Origin of the sequence: Nocardia sp. NPDC051570, assembly GCF_044454005.1 — a bacterium.
Classification (GTDB): domain Bacteria; phylum Actinomycetota; class Actinomycetes; order Mycobacteriales; family Mycobacteriaceae; genus Nocardia.
The window spans coordinates 258478-272398 of record NZ_JBITDI010000012.1; the positions used below are offsets into that span (position 1 = coordinate 258478).

A 13921-nucleotide genomic window follows, 5' to 3' on the forward strand; every position below is an offset into this window, starting at 1 on the left:
CCTCTTTATAAGCAGGCTGGAGCGTGTTCCAATTCGCTCCACGCGGTCACGCCACTTCGTAATGCAGCTCGGCGTACTTGCGAACGATTTCTACCGCAGCGCTGTTGATGATCTCGAGATTTCCAGCATACGTGGGAATCAGTGGTGCATGTGCGCGAACAGTAACCATAATTTTGGTAAAGGCATCGGAATGCTCCATCACCTCGGCGGAATAGCCCGGTGCATAGGATGCTACTTCGTTCTGAATTGATTGAACAATCTGTTCAAGTGCCAGTCTAGACAGTTCTGCCGCACAGCCAGTCACCGCAATGCACACTCTGAAGTCGGGTTCCGGAACCGCAGGTGTTGCGCCCGCCATGAATTTGATATTCGACATGCCAGAGATCTCTCGGATCGCGGCCGCTGTATTCTCGATGAAAGGGTTGATATTTCGTCTGGTTGCCGGCCCGACAGTCACAGCTGCCGCGGTGGCCGCGACCTCCACGTACGCCGGGGCGAGCTCCTGCACGATTCTGCTGACGATGGGGATAGATGCCTGGCCGGCGCAGCTCACAAGGTTGATGTTCCGGCTCTTCCGGACGTCGTCGAGGTTCACGACGGGCACAATCGCCTGGCCGATGTGGCTGGGGGTCAGGTCGACCATCAGCGCACCGGTTTCGCGAGCTCGGGCCCAGTGTCCGATGTGCGCTTCGGCGTCGGATGCGTCGAATATCACGTCGAGCTCCGCGCCGTTGTCGAGCTCCGCAGTCAGTCCCCGGTCGGACACCGCGTATCCTGCGTCACGAGCCAATGACAATCCCTTGCTTCCAGTTCTACCGATCACCAGATCAACACTGAGGAGATCGATGCTCGCGGCGCGATATAGCAAATCCATTCCAATTCTCCCGGCCCCGACAATGGCGGTACGCATCACTGGCATCAGAAACCCCCATAGAAATCAACGATTAATGGATTCATGTCCGAACCGGACAACTACGTCGTCGTGTTCGCTCGATCGAGCAATGACCTCGGACACGCCGTCGAGACCGATACTCGCGTGAACCGAGCCCGTGATCACAATGTCGCCGGGATGCAATGACAGGCCGGATCGTTTCAACTGCCGTGCGAGCCAGACGACGGAGTTGATCGGATCTCCCAACACTGCAGAACCGTAGCCGCTGTCTTGGTGCCTACCATTGACCACAATGTCGATCCGTAAGTCTTTCAACATGTCGGCCGCGACGGCGCTGGTTGGTTCGCCCATCACCACCAGGCCGCAGGAAGCGTTGTCGGCGATGCTGTGCCACAAGCCTATCAACCAGCTCTCGAATCGTGTATCGAGAACCTCCAACGCGAGGAATGTTCGTGAAATGTTGCGACGAATCCCGGCCTCGTCCGACAGTTGCTCCGGAGTCGCCGTCGGTGACAGCTCGACGCCAAACTCTGCTTCAATTCGACCGCTGAACAGTGCTCGCTCGTCGATAGTTGAGCCGCTGCGTCGGATCATGTGATCTAGAATTATCCCGGAGTCCGGCTCGGTGGTGCGGAGTTGTTGCTGCATCGCCTCAGATGTGAGCCCGATCTTGTAACCGGAGATCGAGCGGCCGTCGGCTATCTCCCGTCGAATATTTATATGCTGAACGCGATAGGCGTCGTCGAGATTGTCTGCATCGAAAGATGCTACGTCCAGTGGTCGCACACGGTCGCCATTTCGCGCTGCACAATACAAGCGATAGGCGGCCTCCTGACTACCCGGGGACGATCGTGCCCTCGAATCGAAAGCACGGGCGAATTCATCAGACGATAGCTGTGCTGCGCGGACCATGATGCTTCCTTCGCAGTGGAACGGAATTTGGAGAGGGCGTCTCAGGAAGCCCTTGTTCCAATACTGACCCCTAGAATCAGCGACGTCATTAGCAGACCGCGACTGGTTGATTATCGGCTGGCGTCTCGACCGAACCACTCGTCTCGAAACTTCCCCGGAGGAACCCCATATCGAGCGCGGAAGGCTCGGCTGAAATCCGAGGCCAAGAGAAACCCTCCGCGGATACCCACCTCCTGAATCGACAGTGTGCGCAGCGCAGGATCACGCAGTTCACGCTGGCATGCTTCTAACCTGCGGCGTCGGATCCAGCCCGAGGGGGTGGTGCCCACCGCCTTGAACAGGCGTTGTAGATGCCGAACCGAGATGTGGTGGGCTGACGCGACCTGGCTGGACGTGAGGTCCGGGTCAGCGAGATTAGCATCGACGTAGCGGCGGATCTCAGAAAACAACAGGTCTTGCTCGATTACGGTTTGCGATGATTCGAGTGCTAGGCCGCGGTCATGAAGCATGACCGAGTCGGCCAGATCTATCGCGATGGAGTCGATGTGGAGCGTCTCCACAGCAGACAGGTCGCGTGCGTGCATCGTCACGCCTAGGAGGAATGCGCGTAGTAGAGCGGTCAGTCCAGTGTCCCCGTGGATGCGGGTGAGGGGCCGATCGAGCGCCCCTTCATCATGGAGCGGCATCGAGGCTGGTACTACAAGAATCAATGCCATCGACACCCATGACGATGGCCGTCGGATTCGCAGTGGAAAGGAACTGTCGCAGACCGCGATCTCGTCGGTGCCGAGAGATACCTCCTGTCCGGCGGGGCCGACTACGAGCGCTCCCTCGCAAGCGAAAACGATTGCCAGGTGGTGAGGGCGAGTCCGGACAGTGTGTGCACTGCTCTTGGCGGCGTAGAAGCCGACCCTATGGAGGGTCGTACGACCCAGCTCGACCGTTCGTTCTGCGATGTTTGTTGTCGCCGACGGCTCGTCGTAATGCGCGTCCCTCACCCGGCCGCGCAGCGCGCGGCCCAATGTGGTATCGCGGGGGCCGAGTCCCGAACCCGAACCATCTGCGCTGTTCTGTGATGCATGTACGGTTGTACCCATTGAGCCCCCCTAGGGCCGCGTTGGTTGTCGACGCTTCACTGATGCCGATGTGCTGAACCTCCCCAGTGAGTCAGCACATCGTTGGTGCTGGGCTAGGGCACCCGACGGGCCGAGCGCCTGGACGCTGCTAGTTTCCCCTGAGACTTTCTGACAGGCTTGAAGAGTTGGAAGGTGCGAGTGGCAGCAAATCGCGGTGTGCCTGTCCCAGCGAAAACGCAGAGCATTGCAACGTATCTCGATGCCAGGAGTGGCTTTACCATCGACCGGTAGGCATCGGTTGGGATCGAACGCCATGGCGGCATCACACCCTGCGTTCACCGGACCAGAACCTACCGACAGGTGGCTACCTCTCGCGCCACGGCAACCTGTGACCTGCAAGCCATAGACTCAGAAACGACACCAGCAGCAGAACCCCGGCATCGATCCACAGCTTGTCAGTGACCGGCCCGACGAGAACCTGGCGGATCGCGGAGGAGGCATAGGAGGTTGGGCTGAGGTAGCTCAGCCCAATCACCCAATCGGGCAGGCGGTCCGGCGGAAGCATGACTGGCCCGCAGAAAAGCAACAACATCGTTACTAGCAGGCTCGCCGAGCCGGCCTCTTCTGTGGACCTGGCGAGGATTCCGATCAACGCGCCGATGCCAGCCAGAGGCAGAACGCACAGCGGAACCAACAACATTGCGAGCGGGCTCGGATGAACTGACACACCAAGAAGGATCACTCCGACCGCGGTTGTGACTACAAGCGCAGGTATAGATAGGAGGAAAAATGAAAGAACTGTCGCGACAATCACAAAAGAGCGGCGAATCGGCAAGGTCGCGAAGTAGTCCAGAGTTCCCATTTGCTTCATATAGGCAAAATTGTTTGCGACATTGTTCTGGTTCTGGAACATCAGTGACAGAACGATACTTCCACACAGCACGTAGGCGGCGCTCAATTTGTCACCCCGCGCAAAGGCCCCTAGGGAGCCGATAATGAGAACCGGCGTAAGAATACCTGTTACAACCATTCCACGCCAGGACCATCGGAAATTTGAGAGCTGAATCAGGAAGAGATCGACTAGCTGGACACTCAGGGCTGGTCGCTTGAGTCTAGGAGGCATAGTGAATGTACAAATCCTCAAGAGTGGTTGAATTCAGACGAATGTCAGTCAGTGTTCGAATATCGATAGCGGACAAAAGATTTGCGGCCTCGTCCCGGTCGAGTATGAACATCCAATAACCCTCAGCCTTCTCCTGTGGGGCCACAGTGGACGGCAACAGCGGTGAGTCCTGGGGATCGAACCGCACCTCCATACGTAGCTTCATCGCGATCGCTGCCTTGAGCTGAGCCGGTGTCCCTAGCGCTGTAAACGAACCCCTCTGCACGATTCCGACCCGCTCAATCACCTTTTCTGCTTCTACTGCATCGTGGGTGACCAGCACGATCGTTGTCCCGAACCGCATACTCCAGTCGCGTAGCACTTCCCATACGTGCTTCTTGTTGACGGGATCGAGCTCATTTGTTGGTTCGTCCAGGATCAGCACAGGTGGATGGCCAGAGGTCGCTACAGCGAGCTGCAACAACCGACGCTGCCCCCCTGACAGCTGGGAGCAGGCCCTGGTCCTGATCCGGCCGAGCTGCCACAGATCCAGTAGATTGTCGCACTCGCGACGCGAATCACGGCGAGATAATCCGCGCAAGTGCGCCGAAAAATAGATCGCCTCACCGACGGTCAACCGGTTCAATGCTGCGCTACTCTGCGGCATATATCCTACTGCAGTCGACACAAAACCCGGATCTCGGACTACGTCCCGCCCGAAGAGTTCTATCCGGCCCGAGGTAGGCCGTAGCAGTCCGGCCAGCTGGCGGACAAGCGTCGTCTTTCCCGCACCGTTGTCACCGAGTAGACCGAAGATCTCCCCCTCCTCGATTTCGAAGGTAACCCCATCCACGGCTACTGACTTATCCCGCGGATACTGCTTGACCAAATTTTCGACTCTGTACGCGAAATTCACCGCGTCGCACTCCCTTTATTTGCCCGCGCTTGTCGATCGTTCCCATTCCCGCAGCAGACGGCTCAGTGTGAGCGGATCACATCCGATGCCGTGCACTGCGCATGCTCTGCGGCCAGTTCGTCGGCCAGCTTAACCAGCGTCAATTGCGGACGGTCAGCGATACGCTCAGCCGCCAGACGCACTGCCAATGGCAGATAAGCGCAGCGCCTAGCGACGTCTGCAGCTGCTTCCGGATGAGCGTCTACTCGTTCAGCGCCAACCACGTCGCGCATCAGTGCGGTCGCCTCTTCCGGAGTGAACACTCCCAGTGTCAACAGGAAGGCGCCCTCGTGGACCGCCAGGTTGGACAACCGAGCTCGGCCGGTAACCACAGCGACGTTACTCTTTGCGCCGGGTAGTAGGGGACGCACTTGCGATGACGAGGCGGCGTTGTCTAACACCATTAAGATCTGCCGACCGTCCAAGAGGCTCCGATACAACGCTGTACGTTCCTGAACTGTATTCGGTACTAGATCCGCAGAAACGCCCAGTGCTCGGAGAAATTCCTCTAGCACCTCGCCAGGTTCTGCCGGCGGATGAGTGGGTGAGTGTCCTCGCAGGTCAGCGAACAGGACACCGTCGGGATAGAAGTCCTGGACCCCCCTACTCCAGGCCAGCGCGAGGGCTGTTTTACCCACACCTGGCTTCCCATCAATCCCGATCACCAGTGGTCCATCGTGGCCGAGCCGGAGGTCATCCAACCATAGAAGCTGTTCGGCTCGCCCTACGAAGTGCCTCGTGCCGGGTGGAAGCTGGGCGGGCCGTACCGCCGCGGCCGACAGGCGCGGACGCCGCTCAGGAACCAACGCCCGCAGTACTCCGTGCGTTCTTAATGCATCATCACAAGCCTGCGCGAATTCTTCGCTAGGATATTTCGTCCCGTGTTCGACATTATTGACGTGACTTTTGCTGAAATGTATTCGCTTCGCTAGCTCCGTCACGGTCAAACCTCGCTCCGTACGGAGTTGGCGCAGCGCATCCCCGAATGCGACCACTATGCCGTCATCCTTGCCATCGATTTTCGATTATGAGCATTGGTCAAGTAGATTTGCTAATTGTTGCCACTCCTGGGAGCGCTGTCGAGCGAGTTGGGCGATGCTACGAGTGCAGTGATTCGGCAGACTGCGGGCGATAGTGTTCCAGTCGACATCGTTCCCGAAGGGAGTCTCCAGCCAACGCAGCAGCTTCCGCCCGGTTTCAGCGAAACGTAAAGAAGGGTCTCTACGCAGCCGCTGTAAAATTTCAGTGGTATCGATCTCCTGCGGGTGAGGCGTCCGTACGCTTCTTGCAGGAAGGCGTGCAGGTCCACGGGCGGAAGCCACGTCGGTGGCACTTCCAATTTGCTCCCCGGCACGCAATCGCTTGCGCACGTCTTTCGCTGTGGTGATCGAGATGTCAGCCGCCAAGGCCACCTTCCGTGCTGATGCGTTCGGGTCGGCAGCGAACAATTCGGCAGCACGTTGGCGCCCCCGTTTGCCGGTCGATCGGTGCAGCACGCCGTTGCGTGCCACCCGTCCGGTCGACTGGGCAGATTTCCCAGTAGACCGGCTGCGGATCGCGGCGACTGTATGGTGTGAGATCCCGGCTATCGCGGCGATCGACCGGTCCGACCAGTCCGGATACGATGAGACGATGCGGAGCGCGGCGGCCTTCCGGTCGGCGAGCGACAACGGTAACCCGTGTACGGCATTCAGTTTCACCGCCAGAACGAACGCCTCCGCAGGCTGGCCGTCGAAAAGCACCGCCGCAATGGTCGTGTCACCGCGTAGCTGGGCTGCCCGGACGCGATGGAGGCCATCGATGACTTGCATCGTGGCGCGGTGGACGACGATCGGCGGAAGCGTAGTCGCCGACTCCGCGAGCATTCGTGTGTGACTGGCGTTTTCCCCTGCTGTTCGCGGCGATGAATCTGAAGGCAGCAGATCGGCAATCGGGAGTTCAACGATGTTCGAGCAGGACAACGTTTCGCCTGTTAAGCGGTCCACGGGATGGATTCCGCTCGTGGACAAACCGATATTCGTAACGCTACTCATAGAGAATCCCTCTTTGGGTCCACAAGTTAAGTCATTCGAATAATGCTGCACCTGAAGATGAGTAATTAACCTCCGGCTGGAGAACTGGCATTCTGTCGTAGATGATTGAGCTGACTCAGTTCGCGCTCGATTGCCCTCGCGGCATGCCGACGTCCGCTGGCACGGAGTGTGGCGATGCGCGCAATCACAGCCTCGATCCCGTAGGCAGTTATGACGTCGATCAGGTCGGCTCGATCACCGAATGTGCTATTGGTATCTGCTGAAAGCGCGCTAACGACCATGCTCTCCCCCATGGATAGAAATGGCAGCATTAGGTAAGATACTAATCGAATGATCATTCGGATACCGCGATAGTGGTCCGATCGCTTACCGTCACTGGCTTCGTTCAGGTCACGCCCACTTGACTCGCGTAATCTATTGGGCAGTACTGCTGGTGGGGTGCACCGATCTCTCCCCTCCATGCATTTCAGATCGGTGCACTCTCACTTGTAACGCTGCCACACGACGAGGCTGTCTATTGACATCTCGAACGCATAGTGCAGCTAGTAGGTACATCTGAGTATCGACCGAACCATCGGGCATGTCCGAAATCTGCAGTTCCTCGATGCAGCTCGCAGCCAGGTGTTGGCCGCCGGCCTGCAGTTGCGTGATCCGGGCTATCCACGGCGCCGTGGGGCGCGGTGATTTCGCGAATAACGTGCCTGTTGGGCGGTGACACGGCATCGTTAGGTGCTTGCGCCACCAGATGTACAAGCATCGTCTCCTCCTAGGTTGATCCGCTCTGTCCCGCTGGGGCCCGGGGCGTCCCCCCGATCACTATTGTCTGGAAAGAGAAGCGGAGACAGGAGTCGACGGTTGCCAACCAAATTGGCAACCCCGCCAGCCAATGCTCGTCCGGGGTCAGATCGCTTGTCCAGGTCAAGATCGGCGCTGGGGAGCGGTGAGATCACCTGCAGGCCAACAGGACTGACTAGGTTCCGTTGGCAACAATCGAGTAACAGAATCCGGCAAGTTCGCTGTCGAAACTCGACAGGAGCGACTCATCTGCGGCCAGCGTGGCAGCACCGACAGCTCCCTCAGAGTATCCGCATGGCTATGCTGGACATTATGCAGCTCTCTTTCTCCTTGCCCGCCGCCGAACAAGAACTGTTCGACCGAATTATGTTGTTGGCCAATGGGTTTCAAGCCCAGGCAGCTTCTAACGACGAGCAGGCGGAGATTCCGGTGGATGCGTTGAACGCGTTGCACGAGGCCGGGCTCGATTCAGCGGTCCTGCCGCAACATGTCGGAGGAACGGGGCTGAGCTACCTGGCTTTTGGTGCGATCGCGCGGACCCTCGCGCAAGCCGATCCGTCCGTCGCGACCATCTGGACGATGCACGCGGGTGCAGGTGTTGGGCTCGCGGAGCTCACCCGCGAATCGGCGGGCTCGTTTTTCGCAGACGAGTTCCTGGCGGGCAAGCGGTTCGCGGTTGCGTTGTCGGAGCCCGCCAGCGGCAACCGGTTCCTCAACCCGCAACATGAGGCCGTCGCAGTCGACGGCAGCTGGATGCTCAGCGGCGCAAAACGGTTTGTCTCAGGCGCCGAGATCGCTGATTACCTAATCGTGAATGTGTTGGTCGACCAGAAGCCGACGATCTTCGCCGTCGTGCCGGACGATACCGTGTCCATCGAGCCCATTTGGGACACCCTCGGCCTGCGCGCTACTCGAAGCCAACTGCTGTCCTTCGACAACACTGTGCTTCGCGCCGAGTATCGTGGGCGCGCGCCGGGCCATGGCGAGTTTGAGGTCATCCCAGCTGGGCTTCCGGCTATCTCGCTGGGCATCGCCGACGCCGCCCTCGCAGCGCTTGTCGGGCACGCGTCGAAACGAGAGATTCTGGGTAAGCCGCTGTCGCATCAACAATGGGTGCAGCACGAAGTGGCTGATGCCCAGATCCGACTCGCGGCCGCACATGCGCTTTACGAACGAGGGCTCTGGGAAGCTGATAATGCGGTGCCGAGCTTCTTCGGTACCCTCACCCGCGCGAAGTATCTTGCGAATAAGGTCGCCGTCGCTGTGGCGCAACTGGGCGTCCGCGTCGGCGGTGGCTCTGGATATCTCAAACGGTCACCGATTCAGCGACACCTCCGGGACGCTGAGGCGGGCCAGCTGATGGCCTACTCCACCGAGGTGATCGCGACCGTCATAGGCAAAGACGTCTTGGGCGTGGATTCCGACTGATTCGAGTTGCATTCGGCTGCACGGTTCTTGGTCGGTATGGTGTTCTCCAAGGCACCGCGGTGGGATGACTCTGAACTGTCAAAGGGCGCACTTTCCGCCCTCATTACGTCTGTGCCAGCCGTTTACAGTAGTGGCTGGCGGCTCACGCTGCAATGGTCAAATCGGACTACGCCGCGAATCGAGCTGGCCGTCCCCGCCGCGGGCGGTTGCTCTGGTCCTGGATATCGTTGTCCTGACCGTCGCGGTGGGTCCGTTTGGCTATGTCGGTGATCTGTGACGTCACCGGTCGGTGGATCTCGCCGGCCCCCGGTAGGAGGTGGCAATTGTATCGGCGAAAGTGACAGCGTGATCTTGCTTGCGGCGCAACGCTTCTCGTGCTTCGCAGGACCGCACTGGAGGAGAGTCGTCGCTGTCTCGTGTGCCCTGTATACCGCCCTCCAGCGAGACGCGCGTGCGAGGATGTCCGGGCGTCAGCTCGAGGCCAAGTATGGGGTGAGGTGACGGACGGTGCGAGATGCGGTGGACGGGGCGCAGCCAGCTACAGCGACTGCCGGGCGGTGCCCGCGGGTCCAGCGCGCGGAAACGCTGCGCGAACACATTCAGGCGACTGCCGACCCGGTAGCCCGGCCAGGTCACGCGTGGACTCTACAAGCTGTCTGTAGCCTGGAGTTGAGCGCGGAGCAGGCTGGCGCGCCGATCATCCAGCCCCTCGAAGATCTCCAACGCCCTGGTCAGCGCGCATGTGGCGGCGTGTTCGTCACCGACCTCACGCAAGGTCTGTCCGCGAACCTCCAACGCATCGGCTTCACCCCACCGATCACCGGTCTCACGGCCGGCCACCTCCGCCTCGTCACACAGAGCCAGCGCGGCCGCAGGGTCGCCGCGCCTACGGCCAGTGCGGGCCAGCCTGGTCAGGGCGTAGCCCTGGCCCTGGCGGTCGCCCATCGTGACGAACAGGTCACAGCCGCGCTGGCCGTAGGACCAGGCTTGGTCGAGATCCCCGAGTTCACGGTAGGCGTCACCGAGGTGCGCACAGCCTGTTGCTACTCCGTACACGACGTCGATCTCGGTGAAAATCTCGGTCATCCGGTGCAGGTACTGCACTGCGGTCGCGTAGTTTCCGAGGTCGAACTGGATGAACGCCAGGCCCGCCGTCGCCCAGCCGCGGTCGTACTGGTCGGGGCAGACGGCCAGCGCTTCGCTGAACAGCCGGCTCCGCAATGTCCCACTCGCCGCGGCGCCGGTGAGCCTCGGCGAGATTGCTCGAGGACACTCCATAGCCGTAAGTGCTTCCCCCGGCCTGGGCCGCCTCTATCGCGATTTCGTGCATAACGATCCACTCGTCCCAGGGACACCGTAACAGGAAGTAGTAGATCGCCCTTACCGGGAGCCGCCACGCGTGGTCGTATAGGCGTTTGTCGGCGGCCAGTCGAGTCACACCAACTATCGACGATAGTTCCGTATCGCACCAGCGCAGGGCACTGTCGTAATCGCCGTTGAACCGCATGGGGGTCACTCCATCGATCGGAGTGGGCAGGCTGATACGGGGCCGCTGGGGGGCGATGGTTTGCATCGCAGCGTCCACACTGGCCAGATACCAGTCCACCAGTCGCCGCACCGCTGCCGCGTGCTCGGCGTCAAGATCCTCCTTGCGAACCAGCTCGGCCGCGTACACCCGCAGCAGGTCGTGCAAGCGGTACCGGTTACGACCCGTCTCCTCAACCAGGTGCGCTGTGACCAAATTATCCAACTCTCGTTGAGCGTCGGATTCGGTGACGCCAGCCAGTGCCGCAGCGGCGCCAACTCCGAACGCGGTGCCGGGATGCAGCCCGAGCAGCCGGAACATTCGAGCAGAATCGGAAGACAACGCCTGATAGGACCAGGAGAACACGCCTCGCACCTCGAGCTCGGTGACATCACCGGCGCTGAGGACATCCAGTCGTTCGTGTTCAGCGGCGAGATCGTCGGCCAGATCAGCGATGGTGCGGTGCGGATATGCCGCGATCCGGACAGCAGCGATGCGTAACGCCAACGGCAAGAATGCGCACCGACAGGCAACGGTGGCCACTGCGGCGGGTTCGGCGGCGGCGCGCCCACCGATCACCTGTCGAAGCAGCACGTGCGCATCGTCGGGCGCCAGCGGGCTCAACGTCACGGCAGACGCCGATGACGCGACGAACAACCCGGTCAGGCGCCGCCTGCTGGTCACCAAGACCGCACATTCGGCCGAGCCCGGCAGCAGCGGCCGCACTTGTCGACTGTCTCCGGCATTGTCCAGCACGATCAGGATTCCTCGGCCGTGCACGACCGACCGGAACAATCCCGACCGCTCGTCGAGACCGGGCGGGATGCGGTTCGGGTGCACTCCCAGGGCGCGCAAGAACCCGTCAAGGACTTCGGCAGGGTTCGCTGGGCCAGCTCCGCCACCATAACCGCGCAGGTTCGCAAACAGCACTCCGCCGCGATAGTTACGGGCGATCCCGTGCGCACACGTCAGCACCAACGCGGTTTTACCCACCCCCGGCGGGCCATCGACGCACACCACAGGGACCGCGCCCAACCCGCCGTCATGAGCGGTCAGCAGCCTTATCACCCGTTCCAACTCTTCAGTGCGGCCCACCAGCGATACAGGCGCGGCCGGTAGTTGCGCCACCGGCAATAAGTCGCGGCGTGCCCCCTGTGCAGCGGCCTTTACCCTCGCCGCAAGCACTCCGCCGGTGTCGAGTGCCTGGTCGCATGCCGCGGCCACCGCCTTGGACAACGGCTGTCGATCGTTCTCCAGCCGCGACAGGTACCCCTTGTCGTAGTGTGTGGCCCCAGCCAGCTGGGATAGTGATCGACCCGCTCGTTCGCGTAAACCGCGCAACAGCTGCCCGTCGGTCTGCGATCCAGACATCTCCACCCTTTTCAAGCCCCCAAAATTACCTCTGCACAGTACGACAAACCATGGCATCCGACAGCCTGATTCATGCCTGTACGCTGTCCGATCTCATGCTGGGCTAGCGCTCGGAGAGTCCGTCCATTGTGGCTCGCGCACAACAGCGTTCGGGTTTCGCCTATCCTGCTGAGAGTGCCGTAGCCATCGTTCTGGTCACCGATCGAGCGCGCTTGACCGGGCGATGAGGAAGGCGTCGGACGTACACAGGTACAGGAGCCACCACCCACATGGTCAGCGAGTTCGATCAGACGACGACTGCGCGCATGCGCGCCAACGAACGCAACTGGGACGCCCGGACCCCTATCCATGCGACGTCGAAGTTCTACGACGCACCGGCGGAGTGGTGGTTCGCTCCCTTCGAATGGGACGATCTTGGATCACTGGCCGGCCGCGACGTCGTGCACCTGCAATGCCATCTCGGCACGGAAACAATTGCATTCATGCGGCGCGGCGCACGAACCGTCGTGGGCCTCGACTTCTCTGGGCAGGCTATCGACCACGCTCGTCATCTCGCTGACCAACAGAAAGTCGACATCGACTATGTCAGGTCAGACGTGTACGACAGCGTAGCGGCCCTCGGGGAGGCCAGGTTCGACATCGTCTACACCGGCAAGGGGGCACTGTGCTATCTGCCGGATCTGAACCGCTGGGCCTCGGTGATCGCCGATCTGCTTCGTCCCGGCGGCTTGCTATACATCGTGGAGTTCCATCCTGTCCTCACCTCCCTCGGACCGAAACCGCAGGAACCGGAATTGCTACTGTGCCACGACTACTTGGAAGGTCGCGGCCCGCTTGACCACAGCTCCGCCTATACCTACACCGACGGACCCGCACTGCCGACCGACGCGACCGAGGGATACGAATGGGCACATGGTCTCGGTGAGGTCGTCACCGCCCTGATCAAGGCGGGCTTGACCATCACCCGGCTACGCGAGACCGATCAGGTGCCATGGCCTCGATGGGAGCGCATGCTCCGCGATGACGCCAGCGGGTGGTGGTACCTGCCACCGACCGATCCGAAAATTCCTCTGCTGTACGCTCTCTCAGCTACCAAATCATAGTTCAGCGAACCAATTTCGCGGTACATTGCCCCTTCGGTGCCCGACGGGAATTGGTGCTGCCATAGCACCGCTCCCGTCGGCACGTGTGGCGGCCCGGCCAAACCTTGTATAGGACATACAAGACTGCGCCATTCAGGCAATCGAATCAACAGGATTGTTCGGCGACGCGACGCAAGGGGCGCCCGAGAGTCGGTTCTCCCCACATCGCAGACACGACAAACGCCATAAATGCATGGACCCACGCTGTGGACATCTACACCGGTCTCGACGACCGCCGCGCCGATCGGCTACGCGCATAGATTTCCGCAGCGGCAGCAGATGCCCGGACCAGCACCGACAGCGATCGGAGCACCGAATAGTGCTATCACCGAGCCGGGCGTTTAGAGGGACGCAAACATATCTATTCTGACCTTGCGTTAGTACTCCAGCCAGCTCTTACGCTGGTAGTAGGGATCTGTTTCTTCTTCCTCTTTAGGCGTCGGCTCGCGTCGGGGTGCTGGAGCAGCGACCTGTTGGGGCCAAGAGGGTGAGGGAGCCGATGCTGGTTGGCGCGCCGGCGGTTGGTTGAGCGCGTCGATCATCTGTTCACGCTGGGCCAGCAGTCGAGGGTCGTTCTCCAGATGAGAGACGGCGTCTGAGGTTTCCCCCGGATAGTGGACACTGATTTGGCAGGACCGGAGGTCCTGCTGGAAGGATGTCGCTATGCCTCCTCGCAAGCGCCGGTCGTTC

The 13921-nt window shown here is 60.6% G+C and carries 13 protein-coding genes; 3 read left to right on the forward strand and 10 right to left on the reverse strand.

Annotation, left to right across the window (positions count from 1 at the left end; genetic code table 11):
• Positions 1-46 precede the first annotated feature (46 nt).
• The 7 genes from ACIA76_RS29030 to ACIA76_RS29060 all read right to left on the reverse strand — a co-directional run bounded on the left by ACIA76_RS29030 (position 47) and on the right by ACIA76_RS29060 (position 6970).
• On the reverse strand, positions 47-910 hold the full coding sequence (locus ACIA76_RS29030; RefSeq protein ID WP_397156124.1) for a hypothetical protein: 864 nt from the start codon (positions 908-910) through the stop codon (positions 47-49).
• A 27-nt stretch (positions 911-937) separates the two neighbouring features.
• Positions 938-1804: a 2-keto-4-pentenoate hydratase gene (locus ACIA76_RS29035; protein ID WP_397156126.1), complete on the reverse strand. Its 867-nt coding sequence runs from the start codon at positions 1802-1804 to the stop codon at positions 938-940.
• A gap of 110 nt (positions 1805-1914) precedes the next feature.
• Positions 1915-2388, reverse strand: coding sequence for a helix-turn-helix transcriptional regulator (locus tag ACIA76_RS29040; RefSeq protein WP_397156128.1), 474 nt, complete (start codon positions 2386-2388; stop codon positions 1915-1917).
• Positions 2389-3244: 856 nt separating this feature from the next.
• Positions 3245-4003, reverse strand: a complete 759-nt coding sequence (locus tag ACIA76_RS29045) for an ABC transporter permease (protein ID WP_397156130.1) — start codon at positions 4001-4003, stop codon at positions 3245-3247.
• Positions 3993-4898 carry an ABC transporter ATP-binding protein gene (locus ACIA76_RS29050; RefSeq protein ID WP_397156131.1) on the reverse strand — a complete coding sequence of 302 codons (906 nt, stop codon included), beginning with the start codon at positions 4896-4898 and terminating at the stop codon, positions 3993-3995. The genes ACIA76_RS29045 and ACIA76_RS29050 overlap by 11 nt, the downstream gene beginning before the upstream one ends.
• Before the next feature lie 62 nt (positions 4899-4960).
• Entirely contained in the window at positions 4961-5932 is a 972-nt protein-coding gene (locus ACIA76_RS29055) for a helix-turn-helix domain-containing protein (protein WP_397156133.1), read from the reverse strand.
• A gap of 30 nt (positions 5933-5962) precedes the next feature.
• On the reverse strand, positions 5963-6970 hold the full coding sequence (locus ACIA76_RS29060) for a ParB/RepB/Spo0J family partition protein (protein WP_397156134.1): 1008 nt from the start codon (positions 6968-6970) through the stop codon (positions 5963-5965).
• A 101-nt stretch (positions 6971-7071) separates the two neighbouring features.
• Between ACIA76_RS29060 and ACIA76_RS29065 the strand changes: the two genes are divergently transcribed.
• Together ACIA76_RS29065 and ACIA76_RS29070 are read left to right on the forward strand one after the other, a co-directional pair.
• On the forward strand, positions 7072-7233 hold the full coding sequence (locus ACIA76_RS29065) for a hypothetical protein (protein ID WP_397156136.1): 162 nt from the start codon (positions 7072-7074) through the stop codon (positions 7231-7233).
• An 826-nt stretch (positions 7234-8059) separates the two neighbouring features.
• Positions 8060-9193, forward strand: a complete 1134-nt coding sequence (locus tag ACIA76_RS29070) for an acyl-CoA dehydrogenase family protein (RefSeq protein ID WP_397156138.1) — start codon at positions 8060-8062, stop codon at positions 9191-9193.
• A gap of 645 nt (positions 9194-9838) precedes the next feature.
• On the opposite strand, the gene ACIA76_RS29075 is transcribed toward ACIA76_RS29070, so the two are convergent.
• Together ACIA76_RS29075 and ACIA76_RS29080 are read right to left on the reverse strand one after the other, a co-directional pair.
• Positions 9839-10279: a tetratricopeptide repeat protein gene (locus ACIA76_RS29075; protein ID WP_397156140.1), complete on the reverse strand. Its 441-nt coding sequence runs from the start codon at positions 10277-10279 to the stop codon at positions 9839-9841.
• The gene (locus tag ACIA76_RS29080; RefSeq protein ID WP_397156142.1) at positions 10212-12089 is read right to left on the reverse strand and encodes an ATP-binding protein; all 1878 of its coding nucleotides are present in this window, start codon (positions 12087-12089) and stop codon (positions 10212-10214) included. Before ACIA76_RS29080 ends, ACIA76_RS29075 begins: the two co-directional genes overlap by 68 nt.
• A gap of 269 nt (positions 12090-12358) precedes the next feature.
• Between ACIA76_RS29080 and ACIA76_RS29085 the strand changes: the two genes are divergently transcribed.
• Entirely contained in the window at positions 12359-13192 is an 834-nt protein-coding gene (locus ACIA76_RS29085; protein ID WP_397156144.1) for a class I SAM-dependent methyltransferase, read from the forward strand.
• Between the two features lie 416 nt (positions 13193-13608).
• Here ACIA76_RS29085 and ACIA76_RS29090 read toward each other — a convergent pair.
• The coding region (locus ACIA76_RS29090) for a hypothetical protein (protein ID WP_397156146.1) at positions 13609-13921 on the reverse strand (313 nt) is incomplete at its 5' end.